The organism is Streptomyces sp. NPDC001093 (assembly GCF_040298985.1).
Classification (GTDB): Bacteria; Actinomycetota; Actinomycetes; order Streptomycetales; family Streptomycetaceae; genus Streptomyces.
This window is the reverse complement of sequence record NZ_JBEPBF010000041.1, coordinates 39,506-54,645: the sequence shown is the minus strand read 5'-3', so window position 1 is coordinate 54,645 and position 15,140 is coordinate 39,506. Positions and strand designations below refer to the sequence as shown.

Below are 15,140 nucleotides of genomic sequence, written 5' to 3'. Positions count from 1 at the left end.
TCACGGCCGCAGCAGGTCCACCTTCACATCCGCCGGGAAGCCGGTCGTCGGGCCGACGCGGCGGGCGAACTCGGCGACGGCCGCGAGTTGCGGGGTGCCGAAGCTGAAGTCGAGGGTGGTGAAGTACTGGGCCAGGGTCGCCTCGTCGAAGTCCTCCCAGCGGGCAGCCTGTTCGGCGACCTTGCCGACCTCCTCCAGGGAGAGGTTGCGGGAGGCGAGGAAGGCCTCGTGGACCTGGCGGGTGATGTCCGGCTCGCGGTCGGCGTAGTCGCGGCGGGCCGCCCAGACCGCGAAGACGAACGGCAGGCCGGTCCACTCCTTCCAGAGCGCGCCGAGGTCGTGCACCTCGAGGCCGTAGCGGGGGCCGTCGAGCAGGTTCGCGCGCAGCGCCGCGTCGCCGATGAGGACGGCGGCCTCCGCCTCCTGCATCATCAGGCTGAGGTCGGGCGGGCAGGTGTAGTAGTCGGGCGCCACGTCGTAGCGCTCGGCGAGCAGGAGCTGGGCGAGGCGGACCGAGGTGCGGGAGGTCGAGCCGAGGGCGACGCGTGCGCCGTGCAGACGGTCGAGCGGGACCTGCGAGACGATCACGCAGGACATCACCGGGCCGTCGCAGCCGACGGCGATGTCCGGGAAGGCGACCAGGTCGTCGGCGTTGCGCAGGAACTCGACCAGGGTGACGGGGCCGATGTCGAGATCGCCGCGCACGAGCTGCTCGCTGAGCTTCTCCGGGGTGTCCTTGGTGAGCTCGAAGTCGAGGAGTGTGCCGGTTCTCGCGAGCCCCCAGTACAGGGGCAGGCAGTTCAGGAACTGGATGTGGCCGACGCGCGGCCGGGTGCGAGCATTGTCCACATCGCGACACTAGACCCCGTGCGCTACGGTGCCGGGACCGGCCCCACCGTCGCCACGCCGTCAAATGGCCCAGCGGATGTTCAAACATCCGGGTGACGTGATCTTGACCTCTATTGCTTTCGGGCGCCCGCGTGCTAGGCTCGCCGCAAGTTGCAGTTTGGTTTCCCTTGCAGTACAGAGCCTGCGGAGCATGTGACCGCGGGCTCTCGTCGTTTTCAGACAAATGCAGTTGTGCAGCACCGTTTCACACTTGCAGGTTCTGGAGCAGGGCAACCCTTTGTGAGCCCAAGGAGGGCTTATGGCTACCGGAACCGTGAAGTGGTTCAACGCCGAAAAGGGCTTTGGCTTCATCGCCCAGGAGGGCGGCGGCCCCGACGTCTTCGTTCACTACTCCGCGATCAACGCCTCCGGCTTCCGCTCCCTCGAGGAGAACCAGCAGGTGAGCTTTGACGTGACGCAGGGCCCGAAGGGTCCGCAGGCGGAGAACGTCACCCCCGTCTGATCTCTGCCTGATCGCAGAACCTGAGAGAAGTACCCAAGGAGCCCCGCGCCGTTCCGGCGACGGGGCTCCTGCCTTTGCGGCCGACGCCGCGTGTGAATTCTGGGCGAATTCTCGGCGTGGGCCGCCCGCTGTTACGTGTGCTGCATGACGAGGACGAAGGCCGTGCCCGATTCCAGCGCCTCGTACGAGTGCGGAACATCACCCCGATAGGTCATGTAATCGCCGGGACCGAGTTCGGCCTCCTCCCCCGCCGGACCCGCCTTCACCCGGCCCGAGCCGACGATCAGATGCTCGACCGTGCCGGGAATGTGCGGCTGAGACGTGCGGGCCGCCCCGGGCTCGGCGCGCAGACGGTAGATGTCCCGCCGGGCCCCGGGAGGGCTCGCGGACAGCAGCGTCGCGACGTAGTTCGCCTGCTCCGAGGCGACCTCCGGGCCCTCGCCGGCGCGGATCACCTGGACCTGCGGCGCGGGCGGTTCGACCAGCGCGCTGAACGGCACCCCCAGTGCGACCGCGAGTGCCCAGAGCGTCTCCACGTTCGGGTTCCCGCTCGCCGCCTCCAGCTGGGAGAGCGTGGACTTCGCGATGCCGGCGCGTTTGGCCAGCTCGGACAGGGACAGGCCGCTGCGGGCGCGCTCGCGCTTGAGCGATGCCGCGATCCACTCCAGCGGGAGCCGGGCGGGGGTCCGGGGAGACGGCTCGGCCATGTTTGTTCGCTCCATCGGTACGATCGTTCGGCTTGACGGACAGCCGATCTTTGTTCCAGTGTAGAAAACATGCGTTCGGTACAGCGAACAACCGATGACATGTCCCTGGTGCGTGACAGCTCGCTCGTCTGGCTCGCCAGCGGCATCGTCGGCGTCTCCTTCGGCGCCGTCTCGGTCGCGGGCGGGCTTCCGGTGTGGGTGCCCGTGGTGATGTCCCTGGTGGTGTACGCGGGCTCGGCCCAGTTCAGCGCGGTGGCGGTGTTGCTCGCCGGGGGCGGGCCGGTCGCCGCCGCGGCGACGGGGCTGTTGCTCAACACCCGTACGGCCGCGTTCGGCCTGGCGGTGGCGGACATCATCGGTACCGGCCGTGCGAGCCGTCTGCTCGGCGCGCACCTGGTCACCGACGAGACGGTGGCCTTCGCCCTCGCCCAGTCCGACCCCGTACGGCAGCGGAGGGCGTTCTGGATCTCCGGGGTCGGTCTGTTCGCCGTGTGGAACACCGGCGTGCTGGCGGGCGCGCTCGCCGGGGGCGCGCTGGGCGACACGGCCCGGTACGGCCTCGACGCCGCCTTTCCCGCCGTACTGGTGGCCCTGGTGCTGCCCCAGCTGCGGGCGGACGCGACGGTACGGCGGTGTGCCCTGCTCGGCGCGGTCGTCGCCCTCGCGGTGACGCCCGCCGTACCTGCCGGGGTGCCGGTGCTGCTCGCTCTGGCGGGGCTCTTGCTGCACCGCCGGCAGCCCGTGGAGGCCGCCGTATGAACGCCGCCGTCGTCGTGATCCTCCCGCTGGCTGTGGGCACCTACGCCTTCCGGCTGGTGGGGCCGGTGCTGCACGGGCGGGTCGAGATACCGGCCCGGGCGCAGGAGCTGGCCTCGGCCGGGGCGGTCGTGCTGCTCGTCGCCCTGCTGGCCACCGGTGCGCTGACGGAGTCCGGCGGCTTCGCGGGCTGGGCCCGCCCCGCCGGAGTCCTGGCCGGCGCCGTCCTCGCCCGGCGCCGGGCGCCGTTCGTGGTGGTGGTGCTCGGCGCGGCGGCGACGACCGCGCTGCTGCGGCTCGCCGGGGTGGCCTAGGCCCTGACCGAACGGCGGCAGCCCAAGGGGCCTGTCGGTGCGGGCCGGTACGGTCCCCTCCCATGACCGACAGGACCGACTTCCTCACCGCCACCCGCACCTTCTACGACACCGTTGCAGAGGACTACGCCGACCACTTCCGGAACCCGCTCGCCGACAGGCCGCTGGAGCGGGCGCTGCTCGCCGCGTTCGCCGAACTCGTCGGCCCGGCCGGGCCGGTGGCCGACCTCGGCTGCGGGCCCGGCGCGGTCACGGCCCACCTCGCGAGCCTGGGCCTGACCGTCTTCGGGCTCGACCTCTCCGAGTCGATGCTCGCCATCGCCCGCCGCGAGTATCCCGCTCTGCGGTTCGAGCAGGGGTCGATGCTGGAGTTGCCCTGTGCCGACGGGGCGCTCGCCGGGGCCGTCTCCTGGTACTCCAGCATCCACACACCTGTGGACGAACTGCCCGCGCTGTTCGCCGAGTTCCACCGCGTGCTGGCGCCCGGCGGCCGTCTCCTGCTCGCGTTCCAGGCGGGCGACGAGGCGCTGCGTCTGGCTGAGCCGTGGGGGCATCCGGTGACGCTGGACTTCGAGCGACGCCGCCCCGAGTTCATGACGGAACTGCTGACCGACGGCGGTTTCGCCCTCCACGCCAGCACCGTTCGCGGACAGGACGCCGCGCTGGCGGAGTCGGCACCGCAGGCGTTCCTGCTCGCCCAGAAGAAAGCCTGACCGGACGGTCCGGCCCGGACTCCCGCTCAGCCCGCGGCAGCGTTCGCGGTGGCCCCGCCCCGGAACTCCGCGACCGTGTGCGCGAAGGCCCGTGCCGGAGGGCTGAGGGAGTCCCAGCGGCGGACGGCCCAGCCGACGGGCAGGGGGCGCAGGGCGGGCAGCGGGACGAGCCGTAGTGCGCCCTCCCCCCGCACCGGAAGGCCCGGTACGGCGGGGACCACCGCCCGGCCCACCCCCAGCTCGGCCAGCAGCAGTGCCGTGTCCCAGTCGGCCACGCTCGTGTCGTAGGTGAAGCGGATGCCCAGCTCGGCGCAGGCCGCGTCCAGGTGGACGGCGGAGGTGGAGTTCGGGGGCAGCCGGATCAGGCGGATCCCGGTCAGGTCGGCCGCGTCGAGACGGGACCGACCGGCGAGGGGGTCGTCCGCGCCGACGGCGAGCACCCAGGGCAGTTCCGCGACCGTCCGCTGCTCGATGCCCCGGACGGGAGAGCCGACGGTGATCCAGGCCAGGTCGAGGGTGCCGTCGGCCAGGGCGTCGAAGGTGCCGCGCCCCGAACTGACCGTACGGAACTCCAGGTTGACCTCGGGGTGGCGGCGGCGGAAGGCGACCACCGCCTGGGACATGAAGTGCCGGACGGTGGTGGCACCGGTGGCGACGCGGACGTGTCCGCTGTGGCCGTCGACCAGATCGCGCAGTTGCCGCACGGCGAGGTCGAGTCCGGAGATCCCCTCGGCCGCGGCGGCCTCCAGTATGCGTCCGGCCTGCGTGGGGACCACGCCCCGCGGTTGCCGTTCCACCAGCGCGACACCCGTCTCCCGCTCCAGCCGCTTCACGTGCTGACTGACGGCGGACTGGGTGCAGCCGAGGTCCCTGGCGACGGAACTGAGGCTGTCGGCGCGGCACACGGCCACGAACACGCGCAGGTCGTCGAGGGTCACAACTCCCAAGTTAACACTTGGGGTTGGCGAGGAAACCCAAGGATTGACTCGAATCAGGGACCGTACGAGGATCGGTACCGGGCCACGGCCGACCCAGGCGGCAACCCGCTTCGCGCGCGAGGAGCGGGTGCCGACCTTCAGGGGCCGGTGGTGGGGCCGTACAGGCCCTCCACCTCGCTCGCGAAGTCGGTCATGATCTGCTCCCGGCGCAGCTTCATCGACGGGGTCAGGTGGCCGGCCTCCTCGGTGAAGTCCACGGGCAGTACGGCGAACCGGCGGATGGACTCCGGGCGGGAGACCAGCTTGTTGGCCTCGTCGATCGCGCGCTGCAGGACGGCGTCCAACTCCGGGTCGCCGACGAGGAGTTCCGGCGGCACCGGATGCTTGCCGATCATCTGCCGCCAGTGGGTGATGCCGTCGACGTCGAGGGTGATCAGCGCGGCCACGTACGGGCGGGCGTCGCCGACCAGCATCACCTGGGAGATCAGCGGGTGCTGGCGCAGCCAGTTCTCCATCGGGGCCGGGGCCACCGACTTGCCGCCCGCCGTGATCAGCAGTTCCTTCTTGCGGCCGGTGATGGTGAGGTAGCCCTCGTCGTCCAGTTCGCCGATGTCGCCGGTGGACAGCCAGCCGTCCCGGGTCGCGGGCACGACTCCCCCGGCCTGCGGATCCCAGTAGCCGCGCAGGACATGGTCGCCGGAGACGAGGATCTCCCCGTCGGCGGCGATGCGGACGCGGGTGCCGGGCAGCGGCCAGCCGACCGTGCCCAGGCGGGGTTTGAGGGGTGGGGTGACGGTGGTGGCCGCGGTGGTCTCGGTCAGGCCGTAGCCCTCGAAGATCTCGATGCCGGCGCCGGCGTAGAAGGCGGCCAGGCGCCGGCCGAGCGGGGAGCCGCCGCAGATGGCGTACCGGACGCGACCGCCCATGGCGGCCCGGATCTTGCGGTAGACCAGCGGGTCGTGGAAGGCGCGGGCCGTCTTCAGGGAGCGGCTCGGCCCGCCGCCGGTGCCGGTCTGCCGGGACTCCAGCGCCTCGCCGTAGCGGACGGCGACCGCCGCGGCCCGGTCGAAGGCGGCGACCCGACCGCCCGACTCGGCCTTCGCGCGGGCCGAGTTGTAGACCTTCTCCAGCATGTAGGGGATGGTCAGCAGGCAGGTCGGCCTGAAGGCGGCGAGGTCCGGGAGGAGGTCCTCGGCGGCCAGGCTGGGCGCGTGGCCGAGGCGGACGCGGGCCCGGACGCAGGCGATGGCCACCATGCGCCCGAAGACATGGGACATCGGCAGGAAGAGGAGGACGGACGGCTCCTCGTCCTGGCCCTTGAAGACCGGGTGGAGCAGCTCGATGGCGTTGTCGACCTCGGCGAAGAAGTTGCAGTGGGAGAGGGCGCAGCCCTTGGGGCGGCCGGTGGTGCCGGAGGTGTAGATGAGGGTGGCGAGGGTGTCGGGGCCGAGCATGCCGCGCCGTACGGCCACTTCACCGTCCGGCACCTGCACGCCGGCCTCGGCGAGCCGGGTCACGTGGTCCTTGTCCACCACCCACAGATGGCGCAGGTCGGGCAGGTGCTGGAGTTCGGGGCCGAGGGCGGAGGCCTGGGCCGCGGTCTCGGTGATCAGGGCGACCGCGCCGGAGTCCTGCAGGATCCACCGGGTCTGGAAGACGGACGCGGTCGGGTAGATCGGCACGGTGACCAGGCCGGCGGCCCAGGCGGCGAAGTCGAGGAGCGTCCACTCGTACGTCGTACGGGCCATGACGGCGAGTCGGTCGCCCGGCACCAGGCCTTCGGCGATCAGCCCCTTGGCCACGGCGAGGACCTGTCCGGCGAAGTGCGCGGCCGTCACGTCCGCCCAGCGGCCGTCGGGCAGCCGGCGGCTGAGCACGGTCTGGGCGGGGGCGGCCTCGGCGTTGTCGAACGGCAGGTCCGCGAGCGAGCCGTGTTTCACCGGGGGCGCGAACGGCGGTACGGACACCTCCCGTACGGCGCCGTCCAGGCGCTGGACCCAGGGCTCCACGAGGACCGGGCGGCCGTCGTAGTCGGTGGCGGAGACGAGGGCGCCGGAGGAGACGGGGGCGTTCGGGAAGGGGGTGGACACGGGCGGCTCCTCTGGCGTGCGTGTACCTGCGGTGGTCCCCCATGGATACGGAGAAAGGGGTTACCGCTGGTTAGGCAGGTGATCGTACGGGGCCACCGTGAGGGGATTGTGCGGGTTCGGGGGTGGTCCGGGGCCGGGGATGTGCAGCCTCGGCGGCTATGTGACGGCGGCTCATGTTCGTCCGTGGCCTCCCGGTTGGGGCGCGTACCGTAGACTTACCGGCGGTAACCTTACTCCAGAGTAAGCACTTGGGGGCTGGGCATGACGGGTGAGTTGCTGCGTCTCACGGGCGGCGTGTTGCGCTCCCCCTTCAAACGGCCTTCTCCGGAGGCGGACTTCCCGCGCGAGCGGCTGGTGCTGCCCGGTGTACGGGTCGACCAGGACCGGCTGGCCGCGTACGAGCGGGTGTGCGGCTTTCCCACCGGTGACAGCGCGCTCCCCGTCACCTATCCGCACGTCCTCGGCTTCCCCCTGGCCATGCGGCTGATGAGCGACGGGGCCTTCCCGCTGCCGCTGCCGGGTCTCGTCCACACCTCGATCGAGATCACCCGGCACACCTCCCTTCCTGCGACCGGGGAGTACGAACTCGCCGTGCACATCGAGGGACTGGCCCCGCACCGGCGCGGCACGGAGGCCACGGTGGTCACCGCGATGGGGGCCGGCGGGGAGGTCGTGTGGGAGTCGCGGAGCACGTACCTCGCGCGGCATCGCACCGACCGGCGGCCCGCCGAACCCCGGGAAGAGCGGCCGGCCCCGCTGCCCGTCGTCGCCCAGTGGCGGCTCGCCGGGGACGTGGGCCGGCGGTACGGCGCCGCCTCCGGCGACCGCAACCCCATCCACCTGTACCCGCTCACCGCCCGCCTCTTCGGCTTCCCGCGGGCCGTCGCGCACGGCATGTGGACGGTGGCCCGCTGCGTAGCCGCCCACGGCACGAGCGGTTCTGCCAAGGTGTGGGCGCGGTTTCTGGCGCCGGTGTTGTTGCCGGGGACGGTGGCTTTCGGGGCCGACGGTGCCGGGCGGTACGAGTTGCGGGGTGAGGGAGGGCGACTGCATCTGCGGGGTGAGGTGAGCTAGGCGCCGTAAGGGTGCATCGCCGTTGCCGAGTGCGGGTCCGTCGTGGGTTACTCGCGCAGTTCCCCGCGCCCCTGGGTTGGCTCCGTCGGCGGTGTCCATGAGTTGCCCCGCATCAGATTTCCCAAGCCCGACCACGCGAAGTTCATCAGGGTGGTCGCCGCCTGCCGGGCGGTAGCGCCCTCTGTGCTGTTGGCCCACGTCGCCAGGGACTCCGCCGCGCCCACCAGGGCCTCGGCGAGGCCGGCAACCTCGCGTTCCGGCAGGTCGGGGTCGCGGTGGGCCTCGCGGGCCGCAATCGCGACCAGGCGGGTCACGAACGCGACGATCTCCTTGCGCATTGCGGCGGTCTCGGCCGCGAACAGCTCCCCGTGGGTACGGGCCTGCAGGTGCAGCACGGACCAGGCGTCGGGGTGCTCGGCGGTGTGCGCGAAGAACGCCTTCAGGCCGTCCCACAGCTGGCGGTCGGCGGGCAGGTCCGTGCGCACCCCGGCGCGGACGGCCTCCGTGAGGGCGGTGGCCTCGCGCCGGATGCAGGCGGTGAAGAGGTCTTCCTTGGAGTTCAGGTACAGGTAGACCAGGGGCTTGGAGACGCCGGCGAGCTCGGCTATCTCGTCCATGGAGGCGCCCATGTAGCCGCGTTGCCCGAAAACTCGTACGGCGGCGTCGAGCATCTGCTGCTCCCGCACCGCACGCGGCATTCGCTTGGTCTTCGCCCCACCCATGAGGGCAAGACTAGTTGGACGCGGCCGCCTCGCCCGGCGTCCTCGCGGCGTCGTCGGCGCCGTCCTCCTGGCTGCGGTTGGCCTCCAGGTTGGCCTTCATCCGGTCGACCCTGGTCACGATCTGCACCGAGGCCCGGTCCCGCTCCCTGCGCAGCACCACCCAGCTGATCGGCGCCGACAGGATCAGGGCGAGCAGCAGCACCCACAGGCCGTTGGAGCTGCCGAAGCCTCGCGGGAAGATCCCGGAGTAGACGGCTCCCCAGACGACCACGAGGCAGCCGGCGAAGATGCCGAGACGCATCAGTGTGTAGCGGAGCATCTCAATCCAGTCGTCCGATTCCAAAAGGGGTCATCGTCCAGTGAAGCACGGACACGAAGGGATCTTGCAGCGGGGTCAGCGGAGGGGCTGCAGCATGATGATGTCGTCGCGGTCGTCACCGGGCGCCACCCGGATGGCGCCGGGTATGCGGCCGACCTCCTTGTATCCGCAGGAGCCGTAGAACCGCTCCAGGCCGAGGCCGCCCCGGCAGGTCAGCCGGATCGCGTCGACGCCGTCGAAGGTGCGGGCCGCGTCCGCGGCGGCCGCCAGCAGGTCACGGCCGTACCCCTGCCCCTGGTGCTTGGGGTGGACCATCACCGTGTACAGCCACACCCAGTGGGTCTGGAGCCGGTGGGTGTTGAAGGCGAAGAAGGCGGTGGCGGCCGGCTCGCCCGTCTCGTCGCGGCCGACGAGCAGTCGGTGCCGCCCCTCGGCCATGCCCACGAAGTGCTTCACCAGCTCCGGCCGGACGTCCTCCCGGCTCACCGGCGGCACGAAGCCCACGGCGCCGCCCGCGTTGGAGACGTCCGTCCACAGGTCGAGGATGCCGTCGCGCAGGGCCGGGGTGATGGCGGGGTCCAACGTGAAAGTAAGTGGCATAGGGCCACTGTATCTATTACCCCAGGGCGCGTGCAGCCACTTTCAGATCGGCGACGAGCCCCTGGTACGCGGCCTTCCTGTCCTCGTCGTCCTGTGCCCGCAGCACCGACGACGGGTGCACGGTCGGCACCAGCCGCTCGGGGCGCCCGTGGATCTCCCGCTCCAGCACGGTCCCGCGCACCTCGCCCACCCGGAACGACGACCCCAGCAGCGCCTTCCCGGCCGTCGCGCCCAGCACCACGATCAGCTCGGGCTCGACCAGCGCCAGCTCCGCCGCGAGCCAGGGGCCGCAGGCGGTCATCTCCCTGAGGCTCGGCGCCTTGTGGATACGGCGCTTGCGCGGCTCGGCCCGGGTGAACTTGAAGTGCTTGACGGCGTTGGTCACGTAGGCGTCGCCGGGATCGATACCGGCCTCCGCGAGCGCCTTGTCCAGCATCCGGCCCGCAGGCCCGACGAAGGGTTTGCCCTGCCGGTCCTCCTGGTCGCCGGGTTGCTCACCGACGAGCATCACGCGCGCGTGCGGGTTTCCGGCGCCGAACACCGTCTGCGTGGCGTTCTCGTGCAGGGGGCAGCCCCGGCAGTCGGCCGCGGCCCTGCGCAGGGCGGTGAGACCGGCACCCTCCGGAACGAAGGGCTCCGCCGTGTAGGCGTCCTCGGGGGCCTTCGTGACAGCCATGCCCACCGGGTACCCCCCGCCGCGGAGTCAGACCCGCATCGGCTGAGGAGACTCCCGGCGCGCCGGGTCCGGGCCGTCGTACTCGCGGATGATCTCGTACCGGGTGTTCCGCTCCACCGGGCGGAAGCCCGCGTCGCGGATCAGTTCCAGCAGGTCCTCGCGGGTCAGCTTGTTCGGCGTGCCGAAGTTGTCCGCATCGTGGGTGATCTTGTACTCCACGACCGAGCCGTCCATGTCGTCCGCGCCGTGCTGGAGGGCCAGCTGGGCGGTCTGCACGCCGTGCATCACCCAGAAGACCTTCACGTGCGGGACGTTGTCGAACAGCAGCCTCGACACCGCGAAGGTCTTCAGGGCCTCCGCGCCGGTCGCCATCTGGGTGCGGGCCTGAAGGCGGTTGCGGATCTTGCCGTCCTTCATGTCCACGAAGTCGTGCTGGTAGCGCAGCGGGATGAAGACCTGGAAGCCGTTCGTCTCGTCCTGCAGCTCGCGCAGGCGCAGGACGTGGTCGACGCGGTGGCGGGGCTCCTCGATGTGGCCGTACAGCATGGTGCACGGGGTCTTCAGACCCTTCTCGTGCGCCAGGCGGTGGATGCGGGACCAGTCCTCCCAGTGGGTGCGGTGGTCCACGATGTGCTGCCGGACCTCCCAGTCGAAGATCTCCGCGCCGCCGCCGGTCAGCGACTCCAGGCCCGCGTCGATCAGCTCGTCCAGGATCTCCGAGGCGGACAGACCGCTGATCGTCTCGAAGTGGTGGATCTCCGTCGCCGTGAAGGCTTTCAGGGAGACGTTCGGCAGGGCGGCCTTCAGCTCGCGCAGGGAGCGCGGGTAGTAGCGCCACGGCAGGTTCGGGTGCAGGCCGTTGACGATGTGCAGCTCGGTGAGGTTCTCCGACTCCATCGTCCTGGCGAGCTTCACGGCCTCCTCGATGCGCATCGTGTACGCGTCCTTCTCCCCCGGCTTGCGCTGGAAGGAGCAGTAGGCGCAGGAGGCCGTGCACACGTTGGTCATGTTGAGGTGCCGGTTGACGTTGAAGTGCACGACGTCGCCGTTCTTGCGGGTGCGCACCTCGTGGGCGAGGCCGCCGAGCCACGCCAGGTCGTCCGACTCGTACAGCGCGATGCCGTCCTCGCGGGTCAGCCGCTCACCGGAGCGGACCTTCTCCTCCAGCTCGCGCTTGAGCCCGACGTCCATGCCAACACGCCCTTTCTACGACAGCTCGCCCCACGGTATCCCTAGACCTCTTCGGGCAGTTCCCCGACCCGGTTCTCCCACTTGGTGGAGAGCACGATGGTGGTACGGGTCCGGGAGACGCCCTTGGTGCCGGACAGCCGGCGGATGATCTTCTCCAGGCCGTCCACGTCCGTCGCGCGCACCTTGAGCATGAAGGAGTCGTCACCGGCGATGAACCAGCAGTCCTCGATCTCCGGGAGGTCCCGCAGCCGCTGGGCGACGTCCTCGTGGTCGGCGGCGTCGGAGAGCGAGATGCCGATCAGCGCGATGACGCCGAGGCCGAGGGAGGCCGCGTTCACCGTGGCGCGGTAGCCGGTGATGACACCGGCCGCCTCGAGACGGTTGATGCGGTCGGTGACGCTGGGGCCCGACAGGCCGACAAGGCGCCCCAGCTCCGCGTACGAGGCCCGGCCGTTCTCCCTCAGGGCCTGGATGAGCTGCCTGTCCACCGCGTCCATGCGATCGAAGCCTTCCGCTGAAGAGGTCTGAAGAGTTCCTGAAGTGATGAGCCGTACTGCGATGTGCGCTACTGGTCCGTGCCGCCACCCAGTTCGCCCTTCCAGCGCCGGTACAGGCCGTGCCCGACGCCCGCCGCGTCCAGCACCCGCCCGGCGACGAAGTCCACCAGGTCCTGGATGTGGGTGGCGCCCGCGTAGAAGGCGGGCGAGGCCGGTACGACGCTCGCGCCGGTGTCGTCCAGCGCCACGAGATGCCTCAGGGTCTGGCCGTTCAGCGGGGTCTCGCGCACCGCCACGACCAGGGGACGGCGCTCCTTGAGGGTGACGCTCGCCGCCCGCTGCAGCAGATCCTTGGACAGGCCCAGCGCGACGCCCGCGACACAGGCCGTCGAGGCGGGCACGATCAGCATCCCCTTCGCCGGGTACGAGCCCGAGGACGGCCCGGCCGCGAGGTCGCCCGCGCTCCAGTACCGCACCCCGCTGATGTCCACGTCGAAGGTCCCGGGCTTGCCGTCGGCGCCCCGGGCCAGCCATTCCCGCAGGTCGTCCTGCCAGTGGGCGTCCCGGAACGAGATGCCGGTCTCGTCCAGCAGGGTCAGCCGCGAGGCCCGGCTGACCACCAGGTCGACCGCCTCCCCCGCCGCCAGAAGTGCGCGCAGCACGGCCGCCGCATACGGCGTCCCGGAAGCACCGGACACCCCCACGATCCAAGGCACGCGCTGCGATTCTCCTGCGTTCACACTTTGAGCGTACCGGCGGACCGGACCGTCAGACGGTCAGCCCCCGCACCAGCAGGTCGAGCAGGGCGCATACGAACAGGGCGATGCCGATGAATCCGTTGACGCTGAAGAACGCCCTGTTCAGGCGGGAGAGGTCGTGCGGCCGGACGATCGAGTGCTCGTAGAGGAACGCACCCGCGACGATCAGCAGGCCGAGCCAGAAGAAAGCACCCGCGCCGGTGACGACGCCGTACCAGACGAACAGGGCCGTCGTGATCGTGTGGCAGGCCCGCGCGCCCCGGATGGCGGCCGGGATGCCGAAGCGGGCCGGTACCGACATGACGCCGATCTCCCGGTCGGTCTCGACGTCCTGGCAGGCGTAGATCAGGTCGAAGCCGCCGATCCAGATGCCGACGGCGAGGCCGAGGATCACCGCCTGCCAGTTCCAGGTGCCGGAGACGGCGAGCCAGCCGCCCACCGGCCCCATCGCCTGGGCGAGGCCCAGGATCGCCTGGGGAAAGTTCGTGAACCGTTTGCCGTAGGGGTAGACCACCATGGGGATCACCGCCACCGGCGCCAGGGCCAGGCACAGCGGGTTCAGCAGGGCGGCCGCGCCGAGGAAGATCACCAGGGCGATCAGGGCGCCGGTCCAGGCGTGCCGGACCGACATGGCCCCGGTGACCAGCTCGCGGTGGGCCGTACGGGGGTTCCGGGCGTCGATCTCGCGGTCGATGATCCGGTTGACCGCCATCGCGAACGTGCGCAGGCCGACCATGCAGACGGTGACCAGCAGCAGCCGGCCCCAGTGGATGTTCCTGTCCCACTCGTACATCGCCGTGAGCGAGGCGATGTAGGCGAAGGGCAGCGCGAAGACCGAGTGCTCGATCATCACCAGGCGCAGGAAGGCCTTCGTGCGTCCCGGCTGGGGGATCGCGGCGGAAGCGGTGCTCACAGGCCGTACTCCTTCCAGCGGCGGTCCACCAGGGCCGCCGTAGCCGGGTCCGACAGGACCATGTCCGGCCAGCCCCCGTCGCGGGTGTAGCCCTCCTCGGGCCACTTCTTCGTCGCGTCGATCCCAGCCTTGCCGCCCCAGAACTGCTGGTAGGAGGCGTGGTCGAGATGGTCGACGGGGCCTTCGGCAACGGTGAGGTCACGGGCGTAGTCGGTGTTGCCGAGGGCCCGCCAGGCGACCTCGTGCAGATCGTGCACGTCGCAGTCGGCGTCCACGACCACGATCAGCTTGGTCAGGGACATCATGTGCGCGCCCCAGATCGCGTGCATCACCTTCTGCGCGTGCTTGGGGTACTTCTTGTCGATCGAGACGATCGCGCAGTTGTGGAAGCCGCCGGCCTCGGGCAGGTGGTAGTCCACGATGTCCGGGACGATGATCTTCAGCAGCGGGAGGAAGAAACGCTCCGTGGCGCGGCCCAGGGGGCCGTCCTCCGTCGGCGGGCGGCCGACCACGATCGACTGCAGCAGCGGGCGCTTCCGCATCGTGACGCAGTCGATCTTCAGCGCGGGGAACGGCTCCTGCGGGGTGTAGAAGCCGGTGTGGTCGCCGAAGGGGCCCTCGGGCAGCATCTCGCCCGGCTCCAGCCAGCCCTCGAGGACGACCTCGGCGTTCGCCGGCACCTGGAGCGGGACGGTCTTGCAGTCGACCATCTCGATCCGCCTGCCCGCGATGAACCCGGCGAAGAGGTATTCGTCGATGTCACCGGGGAGGGGGGCCGTGGAGGCGTACGTCACGGCGGGCGGACACCCGAAGGCGATGGCCACCGGCAGGCGCTCACCGCGCCGCGCCGCCACCTGGTAGTGGTTGCGGCTGTCCTTGTGGATCTGCCAGTGCATGCCGATGGTGCGCCGGTCGTGGCGCTGCAGGCGGTACAGCCCGAGGTTGCGGATGCCCGTCTCCGGGTCCTTGGTGTGCGTGAGCCCCAGGTTGAAGAAGGAGCCGCCGTCCTTCGGCCAGGTGAACAGCGCCGGGAGCCGGTCGAGGTCCACCTCGTCACCGTGCAGGACGACCTCCTGCACCGGCGCCTCCTTGACCTTCCTCGGCGGCACGTGGGTCATCGCGCCGAGCTTGCCGAAGGCCTCGCGCACGCCGACGAAGCCGTGCGGCAGCTCGGGCCGCAGCAGGCCGCCGATCTTCTCGGAGATCTCGCCGTACGACTTCAGGCCCAGCGCCTTCAGCAGGCGGCGGTCGGTGCCGAAGACGTTCATGGCGAGCGGCATCGCCGAGCCCTTCACGTTCTCGAAGAGCAGGGCGGGGCCGCCGGACTTCTGCACCCGGTCGACGATCTCCCCGACTTCCAGATACGGGTCGACCTCGGCCTTGATGCGCTTGAGGTCGCCCTCGCGCTCCAGCGCCCGCAGCAGGGAGCGAAGATCGTCGTAAGCCATGTGTCCCAGTATCTGCCACCCGTTACCCTGGCCCGGTCACCGGGGCCGTCTCACTTCGTCGGGGGATCGCACA

General features: G+C 70.8%; 18 protein-coding genes. 5 read left to right on the top strand and 13 right to left on the bottom strand.

What is annotated here, in order from left to right; all coding sequences use genetic code 11:
* Entirely contained in the window at window positions 1–849 is an 849-nt protein-coding gene (locus ABT288_RS21695; protein ID WP_351610153.1) for a menaquinone biosynthetic enzyme MqnA/MqnD family protein, read from the bottom strand.
* Window positions 850–1,147: 298 nt separating this feature from the next.
* Between ABT288_RS21695 and ABT288_RS21690 the strand changes: the two genes are divergently transcribed.
* Window positions 1,148–1,351, top strand: a complete 204-nt coding sequence (locus tag ABT288_RS21690) for a cold-shock protein (protein WP_003992177.1) — start codon at window positions 1,148–1,150, stop codon at window positions 1,349–1,351.
* A gap of 131 nt (window positions 1,352–1,482) precedes the next feature.
* Here the strand turns inward: ABT288_RS21690 and ABT288_RS21685 are convergent, their stop codons facing one another.
* Window positions 1,483–2,073, bottom strand: a complete 591-nt coding sequence (locus ABT288_RS21685; RefSeq protein WP_351610150.1) for a helix-turn-helix domain-containing protein — start codon at window positions 2,071–2,073, stop codon at window positions 1,483–1,485.
* 54 nt (window positions 2,074–2,127) lie between these two features.
* Between ABT288_RS21685 and ABT288_RS21680 the strand changes: the two genes are divergently transcribed.
* The 3 genes from ABT288_RS21680 to ABT288_RS21670 all read left to right on the top strand — a co-directional run bounded on the left by ABT288_RS21680 (window position 2,128) and on the right by ABT288_RS21670 (window position 3,841).
* Complete coding sequence (locus ABT288_RS21680) at window positions 2,128–2,817, top strand: AzlC family ABC transporter permease (protein ID WP_351610148.1); 690 nt, start codon at window positions 2,128–2,130, stop codon at window positions 2,815–2,817.
* Window positions 2,814–3,128, top strand: a complete 315-nt coding sequence (locus ABT288_RS21675; protein WP_351610146.1) for an AzlD domain-containing protein — start codon at window positions 2,814–2,816, stop codon at window positions 3,126–3,128. The genes ABT288_RS21680 and ABT288_RS21675 overlap by 4 nt, the downstream gene beginning before the upstream one ends.
* A 62-nt stretch (window positions 3,129–3,190) precedes the next feature.
* Window positions 3,191–3,841: a class I SAM-dependent methyltransferase gene (locus ABT288_RS21670; protein ID WP_351610143.1), complete on the top strand. Its 651-nt coding sequence runs from the start codon at window positions 3,191–3,193 to the stop codon at window positions 3,839–3,841.
* Between the two features lie 26 nt (window positions 3,842–3,867).
* On the opposite strand, the gene ABT288_RS21665 is transcribed toward ABT288_RS21670, so the two are convergent.
* Entirely contained in the window at window positions 3,868–4,779 is a 912-nt protein-coding gene (locus tag ABT288_RS21665) for a LysR family transcriptional regulator (protein WP_351610141.1), read from the bottom strand.
* 137 nt (window positions 4,780–4,916) lie between these two features.
* Window positions 4,917–6,788, bottom strand: a complete 1,872-nt coding sequence (locus ABT288_RS21660; RefSeq protein WP_502972793.1) for an AMP-dependent synthetase/ligase — start codon at window positions 6,786–6,788, stop codon at window positions 4,917–4,919.
* Between the two features lie 342 nt (window positions 6,789–7,130).
* Between ABT288_RS21660 and ABT288_RS21655 the strand changes: the two genes are divergently transcribed.
* On the top strand, window positions 7,131–7,943 hold the full coding sequence (locus ABT288_RS21655) for a MaoC/PaaZ C-terminal domain-containing protein (protein WP_351610137.1): 813 nt from the start codon (window positions 7,131–7,133) through the stop codon (window positions 7,941–7,943).
* 47 nt (window positions 7,944–7,990) lie between these two features.
* Here ABT288_RS21655 and ABT288_RS21650 read toward each other — a convergent pair whose 3' ends face one another.
* The 9 genes from ABT288_RS21650 to ABT288_RS21610 all read right to left on the bottom strand — a co-directional run bounded on the left by ABT288_RS21650 (window position 7,991) and on the right by ABT288_RS21610 (window position 15,067).
* Window positions 7,991–8,665 (bottom strand): TetR/AcrR family transcriptional regulator, encoded by a 675-nt coding sequence (locus ABT288_RS21650; protein ID WP_351610134.1) that lies wholly within the window; start codon window positions 8,663–8,665, stop codon window positions 7,991–7,993.
* Window positions 8,666–8,675: 10 nt separating this feature from the next.
* Entirely contained in the window at window positions 8,676–8,984 is a 309-nt protein-coding gene (locus tag ABT288_RS21645) for a DUF4229 domain-containing protein (protein WP_351610131.1), read from the bottom strand.
* A gap of 75 nt (window positions 8,985–9,059) precedes the next feature.
* The gene (locus ABT288_RS21640) at window positions 9,060–9,584 is read right to left on the bottom strand and encodes a GNAT family N-acetyltransferase (protein WP_351610128.1); all 525 of its coding nucleotides are present in this window, start codon (window positions 9,582–9,584) and stop codon (window positions 9,060–9,062) included.
* 16 nt (window positions 9,585–9,600) lie between these two features.
* Window positions 9,601–10,260: a UdgX family uracil-DNA binding protein gene (locus ABT288_RS21635; protein ID WP_351610126.1), complete on the bottom strand. Its 660-nt coding sequence runs from the start codon at window positions 10,258–10,260 to the stop codon at window positions 9,601–9,603.
* A 27-nt stretch (window positions 10,261–10,287) separates the two neighbouring features.
* Complete coding sequence (gene mqnE, locus ABT288_RS21630; protein WP_351610123.1) at window positions 10,288–11,451, bottom strand: aminofutalosine synthase MqnE; 1,164 nt, start codon at window positions 11,449–11,451, stop codon at window positions 10,288–10,290.
* A gap of 41 nt (window positions 11,452–11,492) precedes the next feature.
* Complete coding sequence (locus tag ABT288_RS21625; protein ID WP_351610121.1) at window positions 11,493–11,948, bottom strand: Lrp/AsnC family transcriptional regulator; 456 nt, start codon at window positions 11,946–11,948, stop codon at window positions 11,493–11,495.
* A gap of 68 nt (window positions 11,949–12,016) precedes the next feature.
* Complete coding sequence (locus ABT288_RS21620; RefSeq protein ID WP_502972791.1) at window positions 12,017–12,688, bottom strand: UbiX family flavin prenyltransferase; 672 nt, start codon at window positions 12,686–12,688, stop codon at window positions 12,017–12,019.
* 28 nt (window positions 12,689–12,716) lie between these two features.
* On the bottom strand, window positions 12,717–13,619 hold the full coding sequence (mqnP, locus tag ABT288_RS21615) for a menaquinone biosynthesis prenyltransferase MqnP (RefSeq protein ID WP_351610118.1): 903 nt from the start codon (window positions 13,617–13,619) through the stop codon (window positions 12,717–12,719).
* Window positions 13,616–15,067, bottom strand: a complete 1,452-nt coding sequence (locus ABT288_RS21610; RefSeq protein WP_351610115.1) for a menaquinone biosynthesis decarboxylase — start codon at window positions 15,065–15,067, stop codon at window positions 13,616–13,618. The genes mqnP and ABT288_RS21610 overlap by 4 nt, the downstream gene beginning before the upstream one ends.
* Window positions 15,068–15,140 lie beyond the last annotated feature (73 nt).